This is a genomic window from Arcticibacter pallidicorallinus (assembly GCF_003002875.1).
GTDB lineage: Bacteria > Bacteroidota > Bacteroidia > Sphingobacteriales > Sphingobacteriaceae > Arcticibacter > Arcticibacter pallidicorallinus.
In genome coordinates this window covers 612916-639750 of record NZ_PVTH01000001.1, presented here as the reverse complement: position 1 = coordinate 639750, position 26835 = coordinate 612916, and the positions used below count along the sequence as shown (strand labels likewise).

Sequence of the window (26835 nt, the reverse complement as noted above, 5' to 3'; positions counted from 1 at the left end):
ATCCGCAACAGAAAAGTTATACTCACCTGAAGCCTTTCGCTATCAGTTCCAGGATCTGGCTAACTTCTTTTGCGATGGACTCTGTAAGTTCTATTAACCTCTTTTCATCCATTTCCATGAACCGCTCAAGCTCATGGGCGAGAATTGAGAGCTGGTACATGCCCGAAGATGCCGCGGTTCCGTACAACTTATGTCCTGCACTATTCAGGTCTTCAAGATTACCTTCGGCGACGCCTTGTTTGATCACCTTTACAGAAGATAGCAATTCGCTTTCCACCAGCTGCAACACCTCCCCGATAAGAGATTCGTCTTCACCTACATAATTTTTTAACACGCTGATATCAAAATGCCGTAATGTCGTGTGATAGTGCAGCGGATCTTCCAACGCCGGCCGTTGATCGCCCAGTTCCAGCCATTTGGACAAAGCGGCAGAAATATCTGCTTCCACAATGGGTTTAACCAGAAAGTCGTCCATCCCGGCAGCCAGACATTTTTCCCGCTCACCCTTAACGTTGCCTGCTGTAAGAGCAATAATGGGGATCCCGGGGTTATGATCCAACGCCCGGATGGCTTTAGTGGCTTCATAACCGTTCATCTCGGGCATTTGAACGTCCATAAGAATCAGGTCCGGTCGCTGGAACTTGCATATTTCCAGCGCTTGCCGACCGTTCGACGCCTCCAACAGATTGAACCCGGGTGCTATGTTGTTGACTATGGTACGAGCCAGCAGCATATTTACTGCGTTATCTTCGGCGATCAGGACTGTCAGGTGCCCCCTCGTAATTTCGGAATCGGAACGCTCCTCGGACGGCAGATCAACGTTCTCTTGATGCAAGCGTGAAAGAGCATGATAAATTTCCTGCATCTTGATAGGCTTGACTACCCTCTGACTTACCTGGAGCTCTTCGCAAGCCTTAATCATCATACCATCATCGGAAGAACTATGTAACAAGATGATAGGCAATTCATGAGCTGATGATGAAAAGCTTTCGCGTATCTTCTTTATGGTTTCCAGACCGTCCATATATGGCATTTGGTAATCCATCAGAATGACGTCATACATGCCACCATCCGCCAGGAGCTGTAAAGCCTCAAACCCGTTCTTCGCTTCGGTTGCCCTGACATTCTTCAACCTTAAGGTTTGCGACAGAATAATCCGGTTATTCTCATTATCATCCACGATTAGCGCGCTTTTGATTTTCTCCAGATTGTTCCAAAGGATTGCTTCACCCTGTTCAGAATCAAAAGTTATGTCAAAATAGAAACAGCTTCCTATGCCAGGGGTGCTGTCCAGATGAAGCGTACTGCCCATCATGTCCAGCAGTCTGTTGGTTATAGTAAGACCCAGGCCTGTGCCTCCGTACTTTTTTGTAGTCGATCCATCTTCCTGCGAAAAGGCTTCAAATATTTTAGCCTGTTTTTCAGGCTTAATGCCGATACCTGTATCCCTCACAGAGAAGCGGATGGTCGTATGGTTCTCATGCAATGCCAGAGATTCAATCTTAAGTTCAATTTCACCCTTATCAGTAAACTTGGATGCGTTACCGAGAAGGTTGATCAGCACCTGCTTAAGTCGCACCGAGTCAGCGTAGATAAAGCGGGGCAGATCGGGCGAAATATTCAACAACATTTCCAGTCCCTTAGCCTGTACCTGGTAGCTTATAATATCAGTGGCCTCACCGCTCAGTTGATACAGGTCGCATCTCTCGATCTCGAGTTCCAGCTTCCCGGCCTCAATCTTCGAAAAATCAAGAATGTCGTTAATAATAGAGAGCAAAGCATTTGCCGATTGATTTACAATGCTGAGATACTGCCGCTGAGTTTCGTTTAGCGTGGTCTTAAGTACGAGGTCAGTGAATCCGATCACGCCGTTAAGCGGCGTACGTATCTCGTGACTCATATTGGCCAGGAATTCTGACTTTGCTACACTTGCCTGCTCGGCATGACGCTTAGCAATCTCCAGCTCATTGCGCTGCGATATGATGGAGGTAATATTTTGCGTGAACATCATCATGCCACCAATTTTGCCGTCGTATTGGTACCACGGGCGCATTTCCCAGGTAATGTACTGCGGCTCCAGGTCCCCTGCCACGTAATAAACATCTTCTTCCTTCCGTTCGATGGCTCCATTAAGCACTCTCTGATGCCTTTGACGTCTTACCTCATCTAAACCCGGAAAAACATCATCATGAGATAAGCCTATTATTTTTCTGCCATTCATTTGGTAATCCTCTAACCAGCGGTTACTTACTGCGATATAGCGCATATCTTTGTCCAACATGGCAACTGCCGCCGGAGCATGTTCAACAAAAGAGGTAAGCCTTGCTTTTTCGGTTATCAACGCGAGTTCAATCAAACGTCTTTCCGTGACGTCAGTCCCGATACATAAAAAGCCTTCAATTTGCTCGTTTATGTCCCTGATCGGTGTGACCACAAGCATGACCGTTCTCGCCCCGCCGTCCTTGCAGTAATACGTCCATTCACGTTGTTCAAGGCCCTCGGTTTCCGCCATCCCTACAATTGACCGAAAGCCCGTAACGGGATAGCCAAGATCTTGACTTAGTTCTTCGCTTCGCTTGCCTAGCTCTTGCTCAGAATGAATAAGCATGGGTTGCTTACCAAGCATCTCTTCTGCAGTATAGCCAAGCATCTTCTCGGCACCTTTGTTAAAGACCGTAATCTCTCCGTTAACATTTAAAGCTATGATACTGATTTCAGACGCGGATTGCAAAACGTCATTCAGCAGCTTTTGCGAACTAAAAAGTTCAAGCTCCGCTCTTTTAGTTTTATCTATGTCCTGAAATGTGCCGAAGATACGCTTACATACACCGTCCTCAATCTCAGAATATCCCAGCGAGCGAACCCAAATTTCAGTCCCTTTCTGATTTACAATCTGCAACTCCAGATCCCAGGGCTCTCCATGATCTATTGCTTTGGTCACCGCAGAAATTATTGTATCTCTGCTTTCGCCTTCCTTGTAAAAACGTATCGCTGATTCGAGGACAGGCTCGTAAGAGGCCTCTGCACCATGAATTTCTCTTGTTATAGCGGTCCATGAAATCGTTTTATTCACAACATCCATTTCCCAGCCCCCAACGCGGGCAACGCGGTTGGTACGTTCCAGGATCTCTTTTGTTTCCATAAGATCCTGCTCCAGAAGATGCCGTTCTGTGATATCCACTGCATTGCCGATGACATATACCTGGCCCGCTGAATCCCGCTCAAGTATGTTGTTATACATCCAGATACGATAATCTCCTGTCTTTCGGTATGTCACCATTTGTCCTTGATCCTGGCCCTCCATAACGACTCTCGACAAATATTCCCGCAGATTATTATGGCGGGGGGCCGGGATGATATCAAACAGGCTCATCGTTAACATTTCCTCGCGTGTATATCCCAGAATGGCTGCACCGGCGCTGTTAACTGATAGGAACTTGCCATTCAGGTCATGGGTGCACATAAAGCCCTGTGAGTTTTCGAAAAAGACCCGGGCTCGTTCTTCGCTGAGAATCAATACACGCTCTTTGTCCTTTTCTTCGGAGACATCGCGGGCAATGGCAAAAAGGTTGCCGGTCAAGGGCTCGGGTGTTGCCACCCATTGTAACGTTTTATACTCGCCGTGCTTATTCCTGAAACGATGATTGAAATTTATGGTGCTCAGACCAGCTGCCAGGCGATCTATTTGTTCACGGGTGATGTCAAGATCATCAGGATGAACAAGATCAAAGAAAGATGTATTAAGCAAAGCTTCTTTATCCCAACCAAGCACATTCTCAAAGGCTGGATTTACCTTTTTAAAAAAACCATTTATTCCTGCCACACATATAAGATCATTGGATAGCCGGAACAAGCTTTCAAAATTTCTTAGTTCTGCTTTTTGCCGCCGCTCAACAATTAAAGTCATCACCTCCGTAGCCAGCAAGTGCAGGGCACGCTTCTGACTTTCGGTCAATGTCCGGGGTTTGTTATCCAGGACACATAGCGTTCCAAGTGCAAATCCACGGGGATCGATAAGCGGTTGACCTGCGTAAAAACGAATCTGGGTTTCTCCCGTTACGAAGGGATTATCCTGGAACCTGACATCTTTGGAAGCGTCACTTACTTCAAGGAGGTCGTGCTCGCGGATCGCATGATCGCAGAAAGCGATTTTAATATCCGATTCGCTAATAGAAAGACCAACCTTTGATTTGAACCACTGCCGTTTGTCGTCTACCAGCGAGATGAGTGAGATTGGCACCTCGCAGATAATCGATGCCAATTCAGTTATCCGATCAAACTCCTCCTCACTTACAGAATCAAGTATTTCATAGTTACGAAGCGCATCAACCCGGTCCTTTTCCTCCTTCATGTCTTGTACTTTTTTCAATGGATAAATCGTTGTATATACGAATATCATGAATTTACAACTACCATTGGAATTAAATACATGGATCAGTCTTCTTCTACCGCACGGGCAAGCTGTATGGCTGAAGGCAAGGTCGTCCCCGGTCAACCCCTTTTAAGTCCGGGCGGCCTGCAGGCGTCCCGATACAGCCGGGAGATATGCAGGTGGTGCTGCTGACCACGTAGAGGGTGCACCCGCAGGCCACAAGTGAATAATCAGAGGATAACCATCACACCAATATGTCGGATACATTTTCTGTTTCCTCGTCTTTGACAGGCTTTCGGTGCCAATATGAGGCAAGCAGCGATCCCGTAATATTCATGAACGATGAAAAGATCACCGGAGCCAGGCCTACGGTCGCGATCTTGCCCATCCCCTTTGCCAGCCCTGAAGCCAGTCCACCATTCTGCATGCCGACTTCTATAGCAATCGTACGGCAATCGCGCTCATTCATTCTGAACAACCTGCCAGACCAGTATCCGAGCAAGTAACCACATACATTATGTATAAGTACAAGCACGACGAGAATAAGGCCCACGTTTAACAAGCTGTCTCTTCCGGCTGCTGTGATGATCACGATGATACCGATAATCCCGAACATAGAAAGGAACGGCATAGCAGCATCGAACCATTTCATTTTCCCACTGAAAAGTTTATTGAAGAGTAATCCCGCACCTATAGGTATGATCACCATTTTGAGAATATCCCACATCATGTGCAGCACGTTGATCTCCACAAACTGACCCGCTAATAACTTCATTAACAAGGGTGTTACCAGAGGTGCCAACATGGTGGAAATAGCAGTAATCGTGATTGATAATGCCAGGTTTGCTTTAGCCAGATAAGATATTACATTAGACGCCATCCCATTGGGCGAGCAACCAATCAGGATAATTCCAGCAGCAATTTCAGGACTGAAACCAAAGAAATTCATTCCCACATTGGCTAAACAGAAGCCCAACAAGGGCATAATAATAAAATGACTGATCACGCCAAGAAACACTCCCTTCGGAGCTTTCACTACGCCCACGAAATCATTAAAGCTCATGGAGGTGCCCATGCCGAACATGATAAGTTGGATAAGTGGAATGATAAGCCCTGCAAACTTGAACCCGTTCCATTCAACGAAGAGATGCGGATAATACAAAGCAGATACTGCTGCTGCGAAGATCATAACCGTATATGAATATCCTCTCAGCGCATCATAGCCCCTGAACCCGATAGCCAGCGCTAGAAAGAACAGTATAAGAAATATCCCTGACCCCGCAACTTCGCCTGAGAGTGCTACGCCGATAGAGATCAGTAGAAAGAGGAATGCCAATGCAAGGATTGACTTATAAATAGTTGGATTTTTCATCAATTAGGTTTATCGCAAAAGCCGGGAAATTCATTCCGGCTTTTGCATAATACTTTCGTTAACTATTCAAAATACGGGATGCCTGGAGTGGCATATTTTTTAAGGCCCTCTTCGTTGATGTCCACCCCTATACCTGGTTTTTCGGATACGGTAAGAAACCCTTTTTCAACCCATGGCTTATCGTAAATAACCATATCTTTCCACTTGGTATCCACATCAAAATAAGTTTGCCATTCCATGATCTGGAAGTTGGGGACGGATACGCAGCAATGTGCGCAGGCCATCGCACCGAGAAAAGAGGCAACCATATGTGGTGAAAAAGGCACATAATAAAGATTTGCAAGGTTGGCGATTCGCTGACCTTCACTTAAGCCCCCCGTTTTCTGAAGATCAGGCATGACGATATCAACAGCGCCATCTGATAGCAACCGTGTAAATCCATACGCCAGGTAAACGTTCTCACCCGTACAGATTGGCGTGCTGGTTTCCCGCGTGATATGCTTGTAAGCATCCACATTGTCTGCCGGGACAGGCTCTTCCAGCCACATTAGATTAAGCGGCTCCATCATCTTGGCTACCCTGTGTCCCGTTGTGGCATCGTAACGACCATGCAAGTCCACACAAATATCTATCTTACTTCCCACCGCCTTTCTCGCGGCAGCTATAGCATTGTACATCCGTTCAAGCTCTGCGGGACCTGCCGTCCAGTTGAAACGATCGTACTTGTTTGGGTCGTTGCCTGCATCGATATCAAATTTGATGGCGGTATATCCTTTTGCGACAGAACCCGCAGCTGCCTTTGCATAGTCATCCGGCGTGGGCAGGTTACGAGTGTACAACGCAGTATCGCAGTAAACCCTGCACTTGTCGCGGAACTTACCTCCCATGAGTTGATATACAGGCAAACCAAGCGCCTTCCCTGTTAAGTCCCAAAGCGCTGTTTCGATAGCAGATAGCACGGCGATATAGACTCCCGACTGGGCTCCGCCAAAGAAAGCGCCTTTTCTCAGCTGCTCGATTAGACGATTAGGATTAAGTGGACTCTGGTTGGTAATCTGCATACCCAGACGTTTTACGAGATGGTAAGTACCTCCCACCGCATCCACACCTTCGCCGTAGCCGACTATCCCTTGGTTTGAGCTTATTTTCACAAAAAGGCTTCCGCCTGAGAATGCACAAGTAACCGCGGTGATTTTAAGATCTGATGGTGCAGAAGCCTTTGATGTACGTTCGTTAGCGTCAATCAGGCCTTGCCCCCAGCTGAGGGCCGGGGCACTCAATAGTCCCGCCCCGGCCAAAGCAGTTTTAGATAAGAATGAACGCCGGTTCTGTTTTAATGACATGTTTAATCGGTTTATAGTATAATGATTAGTTGGATTAGGTCTACCAGGTCCTGGATTTAAGAAGCTCCTGGATTTGTTCTTTTGGTACCGGGAGTTTATCGATATGGGTATTCAGCCATTGCGAGAAATCCCGCTCAATGTCGTCTGACCAACGCGCGTCGATTTGTCCGGCGCTATACTTTCCTTCCCTGAGGCGCTCATGGCCAAAAAGATCCCGCAGGCGCACTACCTCCGAAGTCTTTACCACCTCCTCGACCAGGTGGGCAGGAATAAACGCCACGGCTCCATCGCGTCCGAGGACTACATCACCAGCCATCGCCGTTGCACTACGAATTCTGGTAGGACGATTGATACCGATCAACATCGTATTCAGTGCATTAGGATTGGGATTATGGTAAGAAGGGTGGTAACTGGCAAAGAAAGAGGTAAAACCGCCCAATTCTCTTAATCCGGAGATATCCCTCAGTGCACCATCATAGACGATTCCATTGCCGGTTTTAGCATAAATAGCATTCGCGACGTTGTCTCCTATCGTAGGTCCGTCGATATGGGCACCAAACTGGTCAGCGACATAAACATCACCCTTAACAAGCAAGTCAACAGGCCAGCTGTTCTGGCCCCGCTTTCCTTCTTTTTTTCCTCTGTCATCAATAGCTTTCCAGATGTCCGGGCGCCCCGGCATAAAAGTCGCTGTAACGGCCCGGCCAACCAATACACTGTCGCGATTAATGGTTTCCCATCCTTCTGCATACTGATAAGCGAAGCCCTTATTCTTCATCACGGCCCAGGCCTCCTCATGCGTAACGAGCTTCAAACGTTTTAAGAGATCGTCTGACACCTTGGGGCGTCCATCCGCAAAACGTTCACCTTTCCAGAGAGGTGTGAGGAAGAGCATTTCTTCCTTGGAGATCTGTTGGGAATAACTTCGAAAAGGCACGATGGCGAATACAGCCAGTACCAAGAAAAGCATAGATTTCATTTTATTCATTTAGTTAGTGTTTACAATCAAGATCCCCTCACCACACTCTCAAGGATGAGCACACCCCCGAGGCCGATAACAGACACCATGCTTTCCATGACCGTCCAGGAGAGAAAAGTTTCCCTCAGTGTGAGATTAAAATATTCTTTGAACATCCAGAATGCAGTATCATTCACGTGAGACCCGAAGAGGCTACCTGCTCCCACGGTCAACACGAAGAACTCCGGAGGAATACCTGTCTGCTCTACAAGCGGGAAGATCACACCCGCAGCCGTTAGTCCAGCGATAGTGGCCGAGCCCAGACTCAACCTCAGGCCAGCGGTGATAAGCCAGGCCAGCACAAGTGGTGGCAAGGGACACTTTAGCATCCAGCTGGTGATCTCCACGCTGAGACTGCTGTCCACCACAATCTGTTTCAACATACCCGCACTGCCAATGATCAGCAGGATCATTGCAATGTCTTTAACCGACTCGGCATAGCTGGTCATCAAATTCTTTAAACTGATTCCGGCAGACAGGCCGAGGCTGATGCTGCAAATAATCAGCGACAGAAGCATCGCGATGGCAGGTTGGCTTAGGAAGTCAGCCGTACCTTTGAGCACCGGATTACCGCTGCCCAGCAAGCCCAGGATCGATGCAAAGGCAATAAAAAGCACCGGGGATAATGAGCAGCAAACTGCGTTCACAATTCCAGGTAGGGACCCTTCCTGCGGAGCCGGAACGGCGATTACCGAACCCTCCCTATCTTGTTTGTTTTTAAAGGCAGAAGCAAAGATGGGACCCGCAATAACAATGGCAGGTATGGCCACGATCACACCGTAAATAAATGTTCTGACCAGATCAGCTTTGAATTGTATGGCAAGTACCATAGCGGCAGGGTGAGGAGGCAAAAAGCCATGCATCACCGAAAGAGCTGTAAGCATGGGCAAACCGATATAAACCTTGGAAAGTTTATAGTGGTAGGCTACGGAAAATATGATGGGTACAAGTAATACGAACCCAACATTATAATATAGCGGAATACCGACCACAAAGCCAGTAAAAGCCATCGCCCAGGTAATGTACTTTTCGCCAAAAAGCGAGCGTATGGTTCCGGCAATGCGATTTGCGGCTCCGCTCTCTCCTATCAGGCGACCGAGCATGGCACCGAGCACGATGATCACCAGAATGGAGCCAAGCGTGTCTCCAACACCCTTGTTAACTGACGCCACGACCTCTTGTGCCGGCATGCCCAACAGCAAACCGCAAAGCAACGAAACGACCAGAAAAGCCAAGAAAGCGTTCCACTTGAATCTTGCGATCAGCAGAATAAGAAGCGTAATACAGGAAACGAGAATGATCATGCTCATAGGCGGAGGCGTATATTAATGTGAATCACGCAATACCTCGTCTCCCGATTTGCCTGTGAGAAAATCCAGATCAGCCCCCTTATCTGCTTGCTGAACATGTCTCACGTACATTCCCACATAGCCTCGATCCGTGACATAAGCGGGTTTAAGCCAGTTCTTTCTTCTAAGCGACAACTCCTCATCTGAAACATCGACATTTATTGATCTGTTCTTCGTATCCAGGGTGATCATGTCTCCGTTGTGCACCAGTGCGAGATTTCCTCCAATCGCGGACTCCGGAGATACATGCAGAATAACGGTTCCAAAAGCGGTTCCGCTCATCCTACCATCCGAAATCCTCACCATGTCGGTTACGCCCTTTTCCAAAAGCTTTTTGGGAAGCACCATATTACCAACTTCAGGCATACCCGGGTATCCCACAGGTCCTACATGCTTGAGTACCATGACGCAGGTTTCGTCTATGTCCAGATCAGGATCATCGACCCGGCTATGGTAATCCTCGATATTTTCAAACACCACTGCCCTACCGGTATGTTGCATCAGTGCAGGAGTGGCAGCCGAAGGTTTCATCACAGCACCGTTAAGAGCAAGGTTACCTTTCAACACAACTATACCGGCTTCAGGAATCAGCGGATCGTCATAGGAAGTAATGACTTCCCGGTTATAGCAATTGCATTTTCCTACGATATTCTCCCTGTGTGATTTCCCACTTACCGTAAGCGTGTCGAGATTCATCTTATCATTTAGCTCATTCATGATCACCGGAACACCGCCCGCATAGAAGAAATCTTCCATCAGAAACTTCCCGGAGGGCATGAGGTTCAGCAGCAAGGGAATACTGCTTCCGAGGTTATCGTAATCTTCGAGATGGATATCTACACCGATACGGCCAGCAATAGCGGTCAGATGAATGATAAAATTGGACGATCCACCAATTGCCGCATTTACCTTAATGGCATTTTCAAACGCATCGCGTGTTAAGATCTTCGACATACGAAGGTCTTCTTTAACCATTTCAACGATCCGCCTGCCCGACATACGTGCCAGAACCTTTCTCCTTGAATCAACCGCCGGAATGGCCGCTCCTCCCGGAAGGCACATACCCAGCGACTCCACCATACAGGCCATTGTAGAAGCCGTTCCCATAGTCATGCAGTGGCCGGCACTTCTGGACATGCAGCTTTCCGCAGCCAGGTACTCGTCCTGAGTTATTTTGCCGAGTTTCAGATCATCGGTCAATTTCCATACTGCGGTACCCGATCCGATCTGTTCGCCGTTATAATGACCGTTTAGCATTGGTCCACCGGGAACAACAATCGTAGGTAAGTCCACACTTGCAGCTCCCATCATGGTTGAAGGAGTGGTCTTGTCGCATCCGGTTAAGAGCACCACTCCGTCCATAGGATTGCCCCTTATAGATTCTTCCGCATCCATGCTCGCCAGGTTGCGGAAGAGCATGGCTGTAGGTTTCAATAATGTTTCACCTAAAGACATGATGGGAAATTCTACAGGAAACCCTCCGGCTTCGAGAACACCTTTTTTCACTGATTCTGCAATATCTCGGAGATGAGCGTTACAAGGAGTGAGCTCAGACCAAGTGTTGCATATTCCAATCACAGGCCGACCATCGAACATATCATCCGGTATACCCTGATTCTTCATCCAGCTGCGGTATAGGAATCCCATTTTACCTGTTTTGCCGAACCATTCTGAGCTTCTGTAAGCACACATATTTTGTGGGTTAGATTATTTCATTCGTACGTTTTCCATTAACCAAGCGCCAGATACCCAGCGGATTTTCATCTTTCAGTTCATCCGGAAGCAGAAAACCGGCAAAAGATTGATAACATACAGGTCTTGTAAACCTGAAGATAGCAGCAGTACCTACCGAGGTGGTACGGGAGTCGCTGGTGGCCGGGTATGGTCCACCATGAACCATCGCATGACTGACCTCCACGCCTGTAGGAAACCCATTTATGAGAATTCTGCCAACCTTCTGCTCCAGAATATCAAAGAGGTCTTTATAGTCTCTGAGGTCTTCTTCAGTAGCGTGAATAGTAGCTGTCAGGTGTCCTGAGAGCTTTCTTGCGAGTTGTAAAAGATCCTCTTTGGAGGGGGTATTTACTATAATGCCCGCGGGGCCAAACAACTCTTCCTCCAATGAGGGATCCTCGCTGAATGCCGTGTGGTCAGCTGAAAACAACGTCGGCACGGGCTGTTTTTCCGCTGCTGTACTACTTGCCAGTACAGCCAGGGCCGGATGAGCAGAACGCTCGACCACCCCTTTCGAAAAGGCCATACCTATCGCTTCGGTAAGGAGAGAGTGGGTAGTAGCTTTGCTGATGCCATCCTTCAGGGCAGATAGAAATATATTGCTTTCAGGAGAACTATCCTCCTGATATACAAGAAGTCCGGGATTCGTGCAAAATTGCCCGGCTCCCATTGTTAATGATTGCACATAACCAGCGGCGATCTTGTCTGTGTGCTGCTTTAATGCCCCCGGCAATACAAAAACCGGATTGGAACTCCCCACTTCAGCATATACAGGAATAGGTTGAGGTCTGTTAAAGGCCGCTTCTGCTATTGACTTGCCCGCTTTATAAGAACCCGTAAATCCTACAGCCTTGATCGATGGATGAGTAACCAGGGCTGTGCCGGTTGATGGACCGTCTCCATGCAGCATGGAAAATACACCCTCAGGAAGACCACAAGCCGCTGCTGCTCTCAGGATAGCCTTACCGACCAGCTCGCTCGTTATAGGATGGGCCGGATGGGCTTTAAAAATAACCGGACAACCCGACGCAAGAGCCGAGACTGTATCCCCTCCTGCTACAGAGAATGCAAAGGGAAAATTACTTGCACCGAATATTGCGACCGGACCCAGCGGAATTAGCATAGACCTCAGGTCTGGTTTCGGAAGCGGGCTCCTATCGGGCATTGCCGTATCAATACGTGCGTCAACCCACGAACCCTCTGCAAGAAGCTCTGAAAAGAGCTTTAATTGATTAACAGTACGTCCTACCTCTCCATCAAGGCGAGCCTGGGGCAATGCGGTTTCCTTCATGCAGACCTCAACAAGCTCCGCTTTATTATTGACCAGTTCTTCAGCAATCTTAAGCAGAAAGGCTGATTTATCCTGGCCAGAGGTCTTACGGTAAATAGCAAAGGCACTTTCTGCCAGGCTTGCAGCTTGGCTTACTTCTGCCGTAGTAGCTTTATAGAATCGGATCGATGACAAGGCGCCAGAAGCCGGGTCAACAGAATGAAAATATTCGTTTCCCTCTGCCTGTTCCTGATAACCAATCAATTGTTTTCCTTGGATTTGGCTGATATTCATATATTTTATTGCGTAACTGTATTATTCAAAGTACCGATTCCTTCAATGCTGATACTGATACGATCGCCCAGGGCAAGTGTAAAGTCATCGGAAGGGACTATACCCGTCCCGGTCATTAAAAACACGCCATCCGGAAAGGACATCTCCCGAAATAGATAGGATGCGAGTTCCTTCAAGGTCCGTTTCATCTTACTTAGCAATACACAATCTGAGAAAAGTTCCACGCCATCCCTTTTGATAGAAAGACTAATCTTCGTATCCGGAGGAATGGGATTTTCAGGTACATATAGACAAGGACCTATCGCGGCTGCTCCATTATAACACTTCGCCTGTGGGAGATACAAGGGATTTTCACCTTCGATATCCCGGGAAGACATATCATTTCCGATGGTGTATCCCTCGATAGAACCTTCAGAGCACATAAACAAGGTAAGCTCAGGCTCGGGAACATTCCACATCGAATCTTTACGGATGCGTACTGCCCCCCCGTCTCCAGTCACCCTGTAGGGGGAAGATTTGAAGAACAATTCAGGGCGTTCTGCGTCATACACCCTCGAGTAAAAATCGCCTCCCGCTGCATCCTGAGCTTCTTCTATACGCGCTTCCCGGCTGCGAAGATAGGTCACGCCAGAAGCCCATACCTCCTGCCTGTTCAGAGGAGCAAGAATAGCTTCAGGAATTTGCAGTTCGCTCTGCTGATCAGAAGGGCATTCTTTTATTTCTTCCAGTAACCGGGAATATAACGATGGTCTGTTAACAAAGCTATCCCAGTCCCGCCCTGGGAAAGAATAGGACTTGTTCATAAAATGGATAACGATGGCATCTGGTGTGCGGTATATATGCATGGCTAGCTAGAGATTTAGAGTGGTTAGTTAGTATCCGCAAGTTTGGGAAATTAAACAGCAGACAATACCATTAAAATTCGCCGTTGATTTTTATACAAAACAGCTGGACTATTTATGTAAACTTGTGTATCAACTGACAACCCTAAGCAACCACTTAAAACCTGAATGAACCAATTTCAACTACAGCAGGGTACATCAAAGGAACTCGAACGGTTTCCGCATATGATTGAATTTGCACTAAAGCGGATTAACACCTTGCAATTAGATGAATTTTACCAGGAGGCGCCGGATCTGGTACGAGTTTATTATATTGTTGAAGGTAAGTTTGAGTGGCAGGTGCAAGAACAGAACTACACACTCTATCCGGGTGATGTATTGCTCGTTCTTCCCAGGCAGAAATTAACAGGACAGGAACGTATCCTCAATGTGGGGACACTATGCTGGTTAAAAATCAAGGTAACGAATAGTTCCAACAAGCCAACGATCAGTCAATGGAGCGGAATAACGCATCCTGATATGCAGCGTATCTGGTACATACTCAATACGCAACCAGGTCGTTCTACTATGAAGCTCAAGGATGCGGGAGCGCTTTTTAACGCCATATATGTCGAACTGATAAACCGGGAGATTGGTCATCACGCGCGTATCAACGCCATGTTAGCGGAATTATTTATCCAGTTCACGCGCAATATCATGAAGCAAGGCACGTCTACCCGTGACTTTCCCCAGATCTTTCTTAAGCTTGATCAGGCTTTGCGTCATGACCTGAGCCACCAATGGACGGTAGAGGAAATGGCCGCGATAGCGGATATGGGAACGACGACATTTACCGAGAAAGTAAAAAACTACTCTGGATTCTCACCGCTTAACTATCTGATAAATATTCGAGTTTCGGAGGCCATAAAACAGTTGAAGAAATGCGACGCCAATGTAACAGAGATAGCTTTAAGCACCGGATTCTACTCTTCACAACACTTTGCAACAACCTTTAAGAAGCTGACTGGCTATACGCCCAGTCAATTCCGTAAAAAGAACCTATCTGAATAATATGAATTGCATTATTACTATAGAAATGGGCACAAATGCGGTAAGAATTTTCGCATTTAAGATCGATGGCACGCTGATCGATTCAGCCAAAGGGCATTATCCTACATTTCACGACGAGCAAGACTATAGCGAGCAGGATCCGGAACAGATGTTCATTACCATGCTTTATGTGTTGAAAAATCTTTTAATAGAGAAGATCCATCCTCAGAAATATCGCGTAGATAGCATTTGCTTTTCAGCCTCCATGCACAGCTTACTTGCCGTTGATAAAAAAGGTGTGCCCATCGGAAATGCTATCACCTGGGCTGACAACCGGGGAAAGAAGGAAGCTACAGATCTGAAGAACTCAGCCTTGGGTAAAGAGATCTACAGTCTAACCGGAACCCCTATACATCCCATGTCGCCTCTGGTGAAGATTGCCTGGATCCGAACCAATCTGCCCGACAGGTTCAAGAAAACATGGAAATTCCTTTCCATTAAGAGCTATATTATACAGCAGCTGACAGGTGAATATCTTGTCGACCAGAGCATAGCTTCAGCCACAGGGCTTTTTAACATACACGACCTGCAATGGGAACAAAAATCCCTTGATTATGCGGGGATTAACATTGATAAGCTGCCTGCACTTTGTGAAGTGTTTTTCTCGGATCTCAAATTGAGAAAAGAATATCTGAACACACTGAAACTAGATACAGGCACCCGGATCATAGTAGGTTCCAGCGATGGGTGTATGGCCACACTGGGAGCCGGTATCTGGGACGGCGATAAGGCCACCATTACTATTGAAGACAGCGGAGCCCTCCGGGTCGTCAGCGACAAACCGATACATGACGAAAAGCAACGGCTATTTAATTACGTACTTACCAATCAGCATATTATATCGGGAGGCCCGACAAACAATGGCGGGTTGATCTTTGACTGGTTCAACAGTCAGTTCGGGGATTCGAAAACCGGATTTAACATGGATCTCGCAGCTGAGGGTTTGATTGAGGAGGCAACTGAAGTTCCTGCAGGTTCAAACGGCGCATTATTCTTGCCTTACCTGCTTGGGGAGAGGGCACCAATCTGGGATGCCAACGCCAGGGGCGTTTACTTCGGGCTCAACATCCGTCATGAACGCAAGCACTTGGTCAGGGCCACCCTGGAGGGAATAATCTACGGAATCTATAATATAGGACAATCCATGAAAGCCCATCGCAACATTGAGTCCCTTTCCTTGAATGGAAGTTTCGCTACCATTCCTTTTTGCGCACAGATGATCTCGGATATATTTAATAAGCCGGTAGGAATTATAAGTGAGCGGAACAGCGTCGGAAAAGGAGCCTTTCTGTTAAGCGCCATCAATATGGGAATTTACAAAGACATAGATGAAGCGGCCAAATCGGTTACCCTTCCTGTTGATTACAAGCCTAATAAGCAAAATCATAAAATATACAATCAATATTTCAAAGTTTTTGAACGCCTCAGCGTCAAATTAGCTGATGAATTTGAAGCAATCGCCGCTTTACAACAGGAAAATGCGTCATAGCACAAATTTCTTTGTATAACATCCACCGCTGAAAAGATTTGGAAGTATCATACTACATAAGGCTATACTTTTACTAATAGGACAACAGACTATAAACTAAAAACTAACCTTTCTTCCGAATTATGGCTGCAAAAATTTTGTGCATTTACCGCAACTTGCGGGGTAGACATCTATTGTCTCTATTATCTTTCTTACTGGTTTCTTATGTATCTGAAGCGCAAACTGTAACAGGCACGGTAAAAGATCAGAAGGGCGAAACACTGATCGGCGTTTCGGTAATGGTAAAAAATTCGAACATGGGCACCAGTACCAGTGCCACAGGCAAGTACAGTATCCAAACTGCTCCTGATGCCACGCTTATTTTCAACATGGTAGGCTTTAAGCGCATTGAAGTTCCCGTTAACAGGAGAACGGTAATTGATGTAGTACTAAGCGAAGATTCGCAAGATCTAAGCGAGGTAGTTGTTACAGCACTGGGTATCAAAAAGGACTCCAGAAAGCTAGGTTACGCTGCAGAAACGGTGAAATTGCAGGAGATTCAGCAAAATCGCACGACCAATGTCATGACCTCTCTCGAAGGTAAGATTGCAGGGCTTGAGATTGCACCTCCCTCATCGGGTGCTGGCGGAGGAAACCGGATCCGTTTAAGGGGACAAGCTGCATTTTCAGGCGCGAATAACTCTCCGCTCATTGTAATTAACGGCTTGCCAATGGATCAGGGAGCTCGTGGGGCTGATGGAAACAACGGGCTCGATCTGGGAGACAATATGCAACAGATCAACCCGGATGACGTGGAAACCATGACGGTGCTGAAGGGTGCCACAGCGGCCGCATTATACGGCTCCAGGGCGGCTAACGGAGCCATTATCATCACTACCAAAACAGGAAAAAAGAACGCACAGTTTGGCGTAGAGGTAACTTCCAACTTCTCCTCTGATGAGGTTCTTGACTTCACCGATTTTCAGTATGAGTATGGCCAGGGACAGGCCGGTGTTCGCCCCGCCAATCAGGGAGCAGCAATAAGCACCGGGCAGTTTGGTTGGGGCGAAAAATATGACGGCGTGCCAACAGTGCAATTTGACGGAGAGCTCAGGCCCTACTTGCCACAGAAAAACCGGATTACCGACTTCTACAGAACCGGTACTTCCTTTATAAATACTATTGCATTATCAGGAGGGAACGCCACAGGAAGCTACCGCACATCATTCTCTAACCAGGACGTCAAAGGCATATCGCCAAACAATGACTATCACAAGAAAATATTCAATCTCGGTGTCAATCAAAACGTCACAGAAAAACTATCCGTCCAGGTTAACATAAACTATACAAACGAGAGAAACGAGAATCCACCGGAAGTAGGTATTCAAGGGCAAGGTGCTCCTAATTTCCTTTATCGGCTGGCCAACTCAATATCTCTGGATGTATTAAAAGAAAAAGCCGTTGCTGAAAATGGCATTACCGAAAGGCAGACATCAGGTTTCCAAACTACGCTGATAAACCCCTATTTCTTAATGCCAAGACAGTTTATCCGCAACAACCGTGATCGGTTCCTCGGTACAACTACCGTTAGGTACGATTTCTTTAACTGGCTGTATTTACAGGGACGGGTGAATATGGATTATGCTACTCCATTCTTCGAAAGAAACACGCCGACCGGCATGGGCAGTTCTACTGCTTTAAACGGCACGGGCGCCGGATACAATGGTGCTTATGCCGTCAACAATAGTACCGAAAAGCAAATGAACATGGATTTCCTGTTGGGCTTTAACCATAAGTTCGGGGATATCAGCGTTGACGCAAGCATCGGCGGAAACCGATTTACCATCACCAATAAAAACGTAACGCAGAATGTAACTGACTTTACTGTTATCGATCTTTACTCAATTGAAAATGGTATAACAAAAGACCAAACTTTTGGAATCTATAAGGAACAAGTTAATTCACTTTATGCCTTCGCAGATATTGGCTATAAAAACTTACTTTATTTGAATGTGACAGCAAGACAGGACTGGTTTTCTGTTTTGGATCCTGCTAACAACTCTTACCTATACCCTTCAGTTAGTGGTAGTTTCATCTTCTCTGAATTACTTAAAGGATCTTCATGGCTTAATTATGGTAAGCTGAGAGCTACTTATGCCGATGTGGGTAGTGCAAACGGAATCGGTGCATATTCAAACCGTCTTGCTTATGGAGTTGAAGCAAATCCATTCAACGCCATTAGCCTGGGGACTATTCGTAATGCAAACAGCCCAAATCCGCAGATCAAGCCCTTTGGTGTAAGTGAGAAAGAAATAGGTCTGGAACTAAAAACATTCGATAGCAGGGTGAATTTCGATATCGCTTTCTATGATAAACAGACACGCGACCAGATTATTATAGTTCCTGTTTCAAATGCCTCCGGCTACACCGGAACCCCCCTGAATTTGGGTTCATTGGAAAATCGTGGCGTGGAAGTTTTACTTGATCTATTACCTGTAAGCACACAAAACTTCAAGTGGAATACATCTTTCAACACCGCTTTAAACAACTCAAAAGTATTGTCACTCGCACCTGGAGTAAACAGGCAGATCGTTTCTCAATTTGGAGGTAATGAATTTATCGGCTCACTTGTGTATGAAGTAGGTAAGCCCTTGAACCAGCTTGCCGCCAGAACGTATCTGAGAGATGATAATGGCAATATCGTTGTAGGCAACAACGGTCGTCTTTTGGCTAACAGCAGCGACGTTCTATTCGGTACCGGAACCCCGAAATACACCGGAGGCTGGAATAACTCATTCCGTTTTAAGAACCTGACTATGTTAGTTCATATTGACTACAAATTTGGTGGTAAAATCCTCTCTTCGACGGCGCTTAACGGATTGAGACAGGGTCATACAAAAGCTTCGTTAGTTGGACGTGAAGGTGGAGTGATCTTCCCCGGAGTCAGGGCCGACGGTACGCCGAACACTGTGGCTGTAGATCCTCAGACGTTCTATACCGATTACCGGAACCTTCAGATCGCTGATCCATTTATCTACAAAGCAGATTTCATCAAGCTTAGGAATATCACTCTGGCCTACGATTTCTCCAACATGATTGGAACAAGGTTGAAGTTTGTTAAAGGACTGACATTATCTGCATCTTGCCGGAATGTACTGATTCTCAAAAAGTACATAGACGATCTTGATCCTGAAGCATTCGCATCATCAGGCGATAACAGGATCGGTTATGAGCAAACGACCCTACCTACCACCCGTACCTACGGTTTAAACCTAAATGTGAAATTCTAAGACTGGCATCATGAACAGATTAAAATATTATACATACACCATTCTGATTGCGTTTTCTCTGTCCGGTTGCGACAAAGACTTCGACAAGGTAAACACCAATCCGTACGCACTCACGAATATCAACCCTGCACTATTGTTCGCTAACGCGCAGCGACTTACCAGCGGCGGCTTTTATGAAGCCGAGCAAACAGTAGTTCAGCAATTTGTTAACGCATATAACCTTGGAGCTACGACAGGTTTCAATTTTAATGAGGATTCTAACATTTTCAACGTGCCGCGCTGGAATGATAACTATCCGGGCCCCATCAAGTTCCTGGAGCAAGCCATCGAATTAGTGAAAGACGATCCTGCACGTAGCAATCTGTACAGCCAGTTGAGGATATGGAGGGCATATATATTTATGACCTTGGTAGATACTTATGGTGATGTACCTTACAGCGAAGCAGGCAAAGCCTACATTGGTGGACTCTACTATCCTAAATACGATAAAGACGAGGTAATTTATGAGGATCTGTACAATGAGATCAAGACAGCTACTGCAGCGCTATCTCCCGAGAAGGATCAGGTAAAGGAAGAACTGTTTTTTGGCACCTCCGGCTCTGCTGCCATTCAGGTAGAAAAATGGAGAAAGGTCGGCAATTCCCTCCTGTTGCGTTTAGGAATGCGCTACTCTAAGTTAGATCCGACTAAAGCTGCCTCAATTGTACAGGAAGCTTTTAATGGCGGGGTAATGGCATCAAATTCCGATAACGTAATGGTGCAATATAATGCCACATACAATAACCCGCTTAATGCAGTAATAAGAACCGGAAACCTGTATTACTTTTACCTCGCAGAGCCATTTGTCAACAGGCTTAAATCAGCAAACGATCCGCGCCTGAAATATATCTCCGGAAAATATGCGGCACCGAATGAGGCGTTAGCACTGACTCCGGACACTACAGCGGCCAATCAATTCGGCTTCCCGATTGGTTATGATCAAACAAGTGTAAAAAATGCACCTGGGTACAGAGGAACAGCCGGCACTGGTCAGAACTATTCGCAGATCAACTTACGGGTTTTTGGAAGTGCTACCGCTCCTATATTCTTTGTCACTAATGCACAAACGAAGCTGCTTTTAGCTGAAGCGTCTTTCCGGGGCTGGCTTCCTGCAGGAGCTTTGACCGCGCAGGAATATTATAATGCCGGTGTTAAAGCATCAATGGATGAGTATTCACTTTACCCAACAGTGCCTAATCCCGCAATTCCGGGTAGCACCCAGGATAGCTACCTGAATCAGCCTGCAGTTGCGTACAGTGCTGCCAATGCACTTGAGCGTATCAATACCCAATACTGGATTGCTTCTTTCGGGAACGGAGCGGAATCATTTGCCAACTTCCGCAGAAGCGGATATCCTGCACTGACACCAAACAATTATAACAACAACTTACAAGGTGGATTTGTCAGACGGTTCGCTTATCCAAATGAAGAGTCAGCGAGAAATAGCGAAAGCTATCAAGCGGCAGTTGCCAGCTTTGGTCCTGATAATCTGACAACACGGATATTTTGGGATAAGCCATAAAATGGCTGTTTATGCAGAATGTCAGCTTGCACCAGCTGACGTTCAAAGCCAGAAATCATCCCCATAGGATGATTTCTGGCTTTTGTCTTTTAAGATCGGTATTTCAATACGATACCTCCATTGCTAAGAGGCTGAGAAGAAAGCAGAGATAACTTTTTTGTATTCATTAATTCAGGAAACAAACGCTTCCCACTTCCTAGAAGAACCGGTGCTACTCCAATTCTATATTCATCAAAAATCTCCTCTCTTATGAGTGTCTCCGATAAGTTGGCACTGCCAAATACATACATATCTTTATCGGCTTCCGACTTTAAACGTATGAGTTCGGATACTATATTTTCCTGAACCAAGGTCGAGTTAGTCCAGTCGGCTGATTCGAGCGTCCGGGAGATGACTATTTTGGGTATGCTATTCATCAAGTCAGCAATTTCGCCTTCAGCGTCCGTCCAGTAGGCCGCCATTCCTTCGTACGTCACGCGCCCAAACACCAGATAAGCTGCTGATTCCAGCTGCCCGATGGACAGACGCTCTAACTCTGGCCCCCACACCGTTTCATGAAAAGGAAGATCCCAACTTTTTGTTCCTTCAAAATAACCATCCAGTGTGATGATATTCCACATGATTAACTTTCCCATCGGCGTTTATTTTTGGCGTTTTATTTGTTCATATATCCCTTCGCTTGAAGCCTTTCAACCACCTTGGTGGCAATTTGCTTACCCCACTCCTGACCTGCGAGCATCGACTCCTGAGTAATAAGAGGAGTTTTCTCTGCGAACTTTTTGCCAGAAGGCGTTTCATAAAAAGAAATCACACCTTGAAGGTCTTTCTCAGTTAAGTGTTTTTGGTATATCGGCGTTAGCATGTCTACAAGCTGGCCGATAGCATCTCTGTTCATTTCGGCAGCAAATTCATCCCAAAATTCGACAGGCACATTTGCTTGCTGCTGTTTAAACATGGTGATCATTTGATTTACTATGCCTTTGGAGGCTGATTCTGAACCTGAAACCTGGATCATTTTTTTTAATGATGCTTTGTAAGTACTGTTTTCCTGACTGAAAGAAAGGGTTATACTTAATACGAGTAATAGTGATAAGAAGGTTTTTTTCATGTTAATTTTTTTATAAAATTAGATTATTAATCCGAACAATCAGACTCATTTTCAATACAATACATCGATGTCTAATAACGAATTTTCTGAAGCCAATAGACATATGTTAAAAATTCTGAGCCAGGGGTCTTTGAAAGCTGCAATAACTCAATCCTTTCAATTCTACCCATCTATAACGCTTAACCCTAAGTAATAAAAAGGCGCAAGTTAGTTCTAACCTGCGCCTTCGATAAAGTAAAGTATAAACTCAATGAGCTTTAAAATTCCATTTAGAATTATCGCTCTTCATATCAAACTCGCCAAGTGTGGGCGTGCTATCTCCGGCAGACACTAAAGCCAGGTTCTTATTTAAACCAGGAATGACTTTGGGCATTATCCTGTAGGTGCCATCAGTAAGTTGATCGATCCGCCATAACTGTTCCTGAGCGCCTGTAAATTTTGGAACAGTGATCACCTCAGCGTCTGCAGTTGCTGCTAATGCCCGGTCGGTTCCTTCTATTACGATTTTAAAATAAGGGCCGCCTAAATGGCCGCCTGCTTCAGGAACCGCTGTAATTGTCCATTTTTGATGGGGGCGGAACATGTAGTCACCTATTCTCACATCGATATTCCCTGTAGGCCATAGTTTAATAACGTCTGCCAATTGTTGTGAGGCAACAGGCTTTATAGGCTCGTTGTTATCACGGTTAAACCCACGCATTCCACCAGGCATTCTTGTAAAATCAACCGTCAACTCCAACGCATATCCTCTTCTCTCTGATTCAATTTCGTAAGTCCCTTCCTTAAACAAATCCCCTGCAACCGGCCATCCATTTTTCCAAAGTAATGGCCGAATACCCAATACACTTCTAGCGCTTTGATCCAGATCCGCTTCAAAGTGACAAGACATCTTCTCAACTCCGTCACCAAGGACCAAGCGTCCGAAGTGGCCGGGCCCGTTTACCCTTCCACCAGCAGCAATAACCATTTTACCTCCACCCTTTAACATGTCCCTTCCCATATTATCCAGATAAGGACCAGTAACCTTCCTGGAGCGGCCCACTACAATATTATAAGTCGAGTTCGGCCCGTCGCAGCACGTTCCGTGCGTCCCAAGAAGATAATACCAGCCATCCTGATACATCATAGTTGTAGCCTCGCAATCAATAGCAATATTGATTGCTTCATTCCCTTCCACACGTTTACCTGTTTTCGGATCAAGTTCTACGAGGCGAATGAACCCAAAGTAAGTACCATAAGATAACCATAAACGGCCGTCCGTAGGATCAAGCAGAAGTCCGGGGTCAATAGCGTCGCAATCTTCCGTTCCATCGGAAGATGCCACTACGATAGCCTCTGTGTATTTGAAATCAGGGGAATCAGGATCAAGCGTTTTGTTCCACATAGTCAGTATCCTGCCGTTGTGTCCACCACCTAAGCCCCCTCCGGTTGCACCATACGCGACAAGGTAGCGGTCACCTATTTTCAAAACATCCGGAGCAGCTCCGCCGCCCGGTCGTACACCGCCTTTTTCCCATGTCCAGCCATCTTTCGATATTAAACCGCCAGACCCGGTGCCAAATGTGTAATACTTACCGTCGCATTCCGCGATGGTCGACGGATCATGAATAAATGGTTTTCCTACTTGTGCTATTGCTGCGCTTGTCACCAAGCATGTTAATATGGCTATTGTGCCAGTTCTTTTAATTCCTTTGATCATGGTAATTCTTTATCATTTATGGCTTATGTTGAGAGATTTTACCGGCTCGCCCTTGTCATCTAAAAAACGGACGCAGAAATCACTCATTCCCGGACCGTTGATTACTGCGCCGCGGATGATGTTTCTGCCTTTGTTGAGCGTTAGCCGTCTTGAAACAACATCATCCATTACCATACGCCTGTCACCTGAAAGCAAAAGGGCCTCCTTCCCATTTAACCACCACATTGATGCTGAATTTGACCCGACAGCCATTCTTACATCTTTCATTTCCCTGGGACTATCCACAATGGTCACCGCCCAAAAAAGCACTCCATATATCTCCTTCTCCAGCCCGTGTGCAAAGCGAAACAGCTTTACATTAAAATTTTTGCTATCCAGAGCATGCCATTTAAGCTCCTGATCTCCAACCTTGACCTTATCTCCATTTTTCGGCAGAACAGTTAATTGATTTGGGAAATATTTCTCAGCAAAAGCTGCCCTTAAGTAGCTGTCAGTAAATACCGTATTAGTGCGGTTAGGTTTATTTATCGGCTCCAGGAGTAGCCATCGTTGGATGAAGCCTTCAGAGTCAGGCGTCTTCTTTGATGTTGTCGCTGGGCTGAAGTACGATGCTATACTTCTTGAGGTGTCTTTTTGCACAGTACTGTCGATCTTGTCCTTTAAATTGCCAGACACTTTTTGTAATCCCATTCCGGCAGAAATTACAAAGGCCATCCCCAGCAATAATGATTTGCGTTTTATGTCCATATTTGAACTTTAGGTATAATTAATTTAGGTTAGTTACTCAGATCAGACTTTTCAGAAACTCGTTTAAGTTCTTTCACAAAACATCACGATATCCGTCACAATATTAACTGATTAGGAGAAGCGGGAATAGTAAAATTGTCTAAAACGATAGGACATTTGTCAGGAAACGCCTCCATATTGTTCGAAACAGCAATATCGGGATTTCAAAATCTGGTGTCCGGAATGATAATCACTGCGTTAGCAAGACTGTCATCCACACGTATGTCGCAAGCCAGAACATTTGCTTTCGCTTTGCTTTGAGCATGAGCGATCTGCACCAGGCAAGTGCCACAACTGCCCATTCCGCAACACAAACCGAAGCCCGGAATGGCGAGCTTGTCTGCGATGAGGGTCATTAAACTATAATACTCATTGGGCATGACTTGTATGGAATAAGCCTCACTTGCATAATGAAGAGTAAATAGAATCGTCTTTCTCAAACTCATGCGTAGTGCTTCTTTATGTATCTGATCGTCGCTATACTAATCTGTTCCAGGGCATCGAGATTGAGATCATCCAACTTCTTGAAATAGATACACGCTTTTCCCATCTTAACTTTACCTAATTTATCAAAATGGTTTTGGTCCTCATTCCCCGGAGCGGTTACATAAAGTGAAAACTCAGCTTTCCGTGGCGAAAACCCGATTAAAGGGGCATCTCCTTCATGGCCGCTGGCATATTTATAATGATAGCTTCCAAATCCTATTATCGTCGGCCCATACATTTTGGGTTCGCAGCCGGACCATTCCTGCATTAGTTCAATGAGACGAAAGCTGTTTTGCTTCCTTTGTGTGCTTTCAACAGATGAGTTTATAAACTCTACTACGCTGACGGGCGTAGATGCCGTTTTGTTTTTTGTCGCCATAGTTTAATCTCCCCGGAGCTCCTAAATTATTATGGTCCAATCAAGATGCAGCTTCATAACTAAGAGTTTGGTCATTCCTCTCGTCATTGTATAACAGCAATCTACTGAGATTGCCTATTGCTAACTTAAATATAAATTTCGGCGGTATCAGGGAGCCAAATAAATAATTTCTTCTCACCTCACTATCGGCAGTCCGTTACTACTACGGCCTGGTCAATTTCGGCTCTCGTCCGCGGCAAGCTTTCGGGATAGTTATTCTCAATGAACTTGATTAAATTCTCCCTGATGTAACACCGAAGATCGAATGCCTCTCCCGAATTTCTGGCGCTCATTAGTGCCCGAATTTCAACGCTTCTTTCCTTGGTGTCGGTTACCTGTAACACGTCTACTTTTCCATCCCACAGCGGAGATAATTGCAGCAAACGGGTAAGTTCTTCACGGACCTTTTCTACCGGAACACGATAATCGAGATAAAAAAAGGCTGTACCCAGAATATCCGAAGAGTTGCGTGTCCAGTTTTGAAAAGGCTTCTGAATAAAGTAACTGATTGGAAGAATCAGTCGCCTTTGATCCCAGATTCTCAGCACCACATAAGTCAGCGTGATTTCCTCCACTCTCCCCCATTCGCCCTCGACAACAAGCACGTCATCGATGCGTATAGGTTGTGTGAAGGCAATCTGGAATCCGGCAAGTAAATTGCCAAGGGATTGTTGGGCAGCAAATCCCAGGATGGTTGCGCCTATAGCCACTCCCCCTAACAAGCCGGCTCCCAGCTTACGCATATTTTCGAAACTCATGAGTATAGCGGCGAGAGTCAACACCACAATGATCGACACGAGCAGTTGTCGAATAAACTGCATTTGTGTACGGATCCTCCTCGCTTTGAGATTGTTTGACTGACTAATGTCGTATATATGGAATACCACCAATTCGAGTATTTTAATCGAATAAATTATGACCGCTGCAAAGGCCAGGACAAGGCCAATCTCAACAGTCTTATCAACCACTGCCAAAGCATCCTTACTCATTCTCATCAGCGGAAGGGTGGCATTTACCATCATCAGCGGAAGAAGAAAACCCACAGGAGTATGCAGATGCCTGATGATTTGCTGAGAAGTGAAACTTTTGCTCCGTCGGTAATAAATCCAGAAACTCTTATTCAAAATGAATCTGATAACCAGACCGGCGATGATTGCAAGAAACAGAAGCAAAAGGTTAAAAATAAAGTCAGGGATATGTTCGAAGTAGGGAATTAAATTATTCATTCAGTACAGCTAAAATTGAAGTATTTAATTTCTAACAAGGGAATGCATGTTTGGTTTAATTTAGACCGCATTCCTAACCAGCAGTATATCCTATATTCTCTATTCTTCAT

20 protein-coding genes are annotated in these 26835 nt (G+C 45.9%); 5 read left to right on the top strand and 15 right to left on the bottom strand.

What is annotated here, in order from left to right; all coding sequences use genetic code 11:
- Positions 1–22: 22 nt before the first annotated feature.
- Positions 23–4351 (bottom strand): PAS domain S-box protein, encoded by a 4329-nt coding sequence (locus B0I27_RS02610; protein WP_106291251.1) that lies wholly within the window; start codon positions 4349–4351, stop codon positions 23–25.
- Between the two features lie 78 nt (positions 4352–4429).
- Between B0I27_RS02610 and B0I27_RS17765 the strand changes: the two genes are divergently transcribed.
- Positions 4430–4564 (top strand): hypothetical protein, encoded by a 135-nt coding sequence (locus tag B0I27_RS17765; protein ID WP_281260330.1) that lies wholly within the window; start codon positions 4430–4432, stop codon positions 4562–4564.
- 52 nt (positions 4565–4616) lie between these two features.
- On the opposite strand, the gene B0I27_RS02605 is transcribed toward B0I27_RS17765, so the two are convergent.
- From B0I27_RS02605 to B0I27_RS02575, 7 genes are all read right to left on the bottom strand, one after another.
- The gene (locus tag B0I27_RS02605) at positions 4617–5744 is read right to left on the bottom strand and encodes a bile acid:sodium symporter family protein (RefSeq protein ID WP_106291071.1); all 1128 of its coding nucleotides are present in this window, start codon (positions 5742–5744) and stop codon (positions 4617–4619) included.
- A 62-nt stretch (positions 5745–5806) separates the two neighbouring features.
- Positions 5807–7087 (bottom strand): mandelate racemase/muconate lactonizing enzyme family protein, encoded by a 1281-nt coding sequence (locus tag B0I27_RS02600; protein WP_106291069.1) that lies wholly within the window; start codon positions 7085–7087, stop codon positions 5807–5809.
- 40 nt (positions 7088–7127) lie between these two features.
- Positions 7128–8075 (bottom strand): RraA family protein, encoded by a 948-nt coding sequence (locus tag B0I27_RS02595; protein ID WP_106291067.1) that lies wholly within the window; start codon positions 8073–8075, stop codon positions 7128–7130.
- Between the two features lie 17 nt (positions 8076–8092).
- The gene (locus tag B0I27_RS02590; protein ID WP_106291065.1) at positions 8093–9415 is read right to left on the bottom strand and encodes a gluconate:H+ symporter; all 1323 of its coding nucleotides are present in this window, start codon (positions 9413–9415) and stop codon (positions 8093–8095) included.
- Positions 9416–9430: 15 nt separating this feature from the next.
- On the bottom strand, positions 9431–11146 hold the full coding sequence (locus B0I27_RS02585) for an IlvD/Edd family dehydratase (protein ID WP_106291063.1): 1716 nt from the start codon (positions 11144–11146) through the stop codon (positions 9431–9433).
- A 10-nt stretch (positions 11147–11156) separates the two neighbouring features.
- Entirely contained in the window at positions 11157–12752 is a 1596-nt protein-coding gene (locus tag B0I27_RS02580) for an aldehyde dehydrogenase (NADP(+)) (RefSeq protein ID WP_106291061.1), read from the bottom strand.
- A 5-nt stretch (positions 12753–12757) separates the two neighbouring features.
- Complete coding sequence (locus tag B0I27_RS02575; protein WP_245925407.1) at positions 12758–13555, bottom strand: fumarylacetoacetate hydrolase family protein; 798 nt, start codon at positions 13553–13555, stop codon at positions 12758–12760.
- Between the two features lie 207 nt (positions 13556–13762).
- Here B0I27_RS02575 and B0I27_RS02570 point away from each other — a divergent pair, with 207 nt between their 5' ends.
- The 4 genes from B0I27_RS02570 (at position 13763) to B0I27_RS02555 (ending at position 21002) form a co-directional block, all read left to right on the top strand.
- On the top strand, positions 13763–14644 hold the full coding sequence (locus tag B0I27_RS02570; protein ID WP_106291057.1) for a helix-turn-helix domain-containing protein: 882 nt from the start codon (positions 13763–13765) through the stop codon (positions 14642–14644).
- A 1-nt stretch (position 14645) separates the two neighbouring features.
- On the top strand, positions 14646–16172 hold the full coding sequence (locus B0I27_RS02565) for a gluconokinase (protein WP_106291055.1): 1527 nt from the start codon (positions 14646–14648) through the stop codon (positions 16170–16172).
- 122 nt (positions 16173–16294) lie between these two features.
- Complete coding sequence (locus tag B0I27_RS02560) at positions 16295–19441, top strand: SusC/RagA family TonB-linked outer membrane protein (protein WP_106291053.1); 3147 nt, start codon at positions 16295–16297, stop codon at positions 19439–19441.
- Between the two features lie 10 nt (positions 19442–19451).
- Positions 19452–21002 (top strand): SusD/RagB family nutrient-binding outer membrane lipoprotein, encoded by a 1551-nt coding sequence (locus tag B0I27_RS02555; protein WP_106291051.1) that lies wholly within the window; start codon positions 19452–19454, stop codon positions 21000–21002.
- A gap of 89 nt (positions 21003–21091) precedes the next feature.
- Here the strand turns inward: B0I27_RS02555 and B0I27_RS02550 are convergent, their stop codons facing one another.
- The 7 genes from B0I27_RS02550 to B0I27_RS02520 form a co-directional block, all read right to left on the bottom strand.
- The gene (locus B0I27_RS02550; protein ID WP_106291049.1) at positions 21092–21637 is read right to left on the bottom strand and encodes a dihydrofolate reductase family protein; all 546 of its coding nucleotides are present in this window, start codon (positions 21635–21637) and stop codon (positions 21092–21094) included.
- 20 nt (positions 21638–21657) lie between these two features.
- Complete coding sequence (locus B0I27_RS02545; protein WP_106291047.1) at positions 21658–22110, bottom strand: DUF2059 domain-containing protein; 453 nt, start codon at positions 22108–22110, stop codon at positions 21658–21660.
- 247 nt (positions 22111–22357) lie between these two features.
- Complete coding sequence (locus B0I27_RS02540; RefSeq protein WP_106291045.1) at positions 22358–23809, bottom strand: family 43 glycosylhydrolase; 1452 nt, start codon at positions 23807–23809, stop codon at positions 22358–22360.
- Between the two features lie 12 nt (positions 23810–23821).
- Positions 23822–24556: an acetylxylan esterase gene (locus tag B0I27_RS02535; RefSeq protein WP_106291043.1), complete on the bottom strand. Its 735-nt coding sequence runs from the start codon at positions 24554–24556 to the stop codon at positions 23822–23824.
- A 203-nt stretch (positions 24557–24759) separates the two neighbouring features.
- Positions 24760–25041 (bottom strand): 2Fe-2S iron-sulfur cluster-binding protein, encoded by a 282-nt coding sequence (locus B0I27_RS02530; RefSeq protein WP_106291041.1) that lies wholly within the window; start codon positions 25039–25041, stop codon positions 24760–24762.
- A complete protein-coding gene (locus tag B0I27_RS02525; RefSeq protein WP_106291039.1) occupies positions 25038–25460 on the bottom strand; it encodes a DUF1801 domain-containing protein in 423 nt (140 codons plus the stop codon). The genes B0I27_RS02530 and B0I27_RS02525 overlap by 4 nt, the downstream gene beginning before the upstream one ends.
- Before the next feature lie 182 nt (positions 25461–25642).
- Entirely contained in the window at positions 25643–26725 is a 1083-nt protein-coding gene (locus tag B0I27_RS02520; protein ID WP_106291037.1) for a mechanosensitive ion channel family protein, read from the bottom strand.
- Positions 26726–26835: the final 110 nt, after the last annotated feature.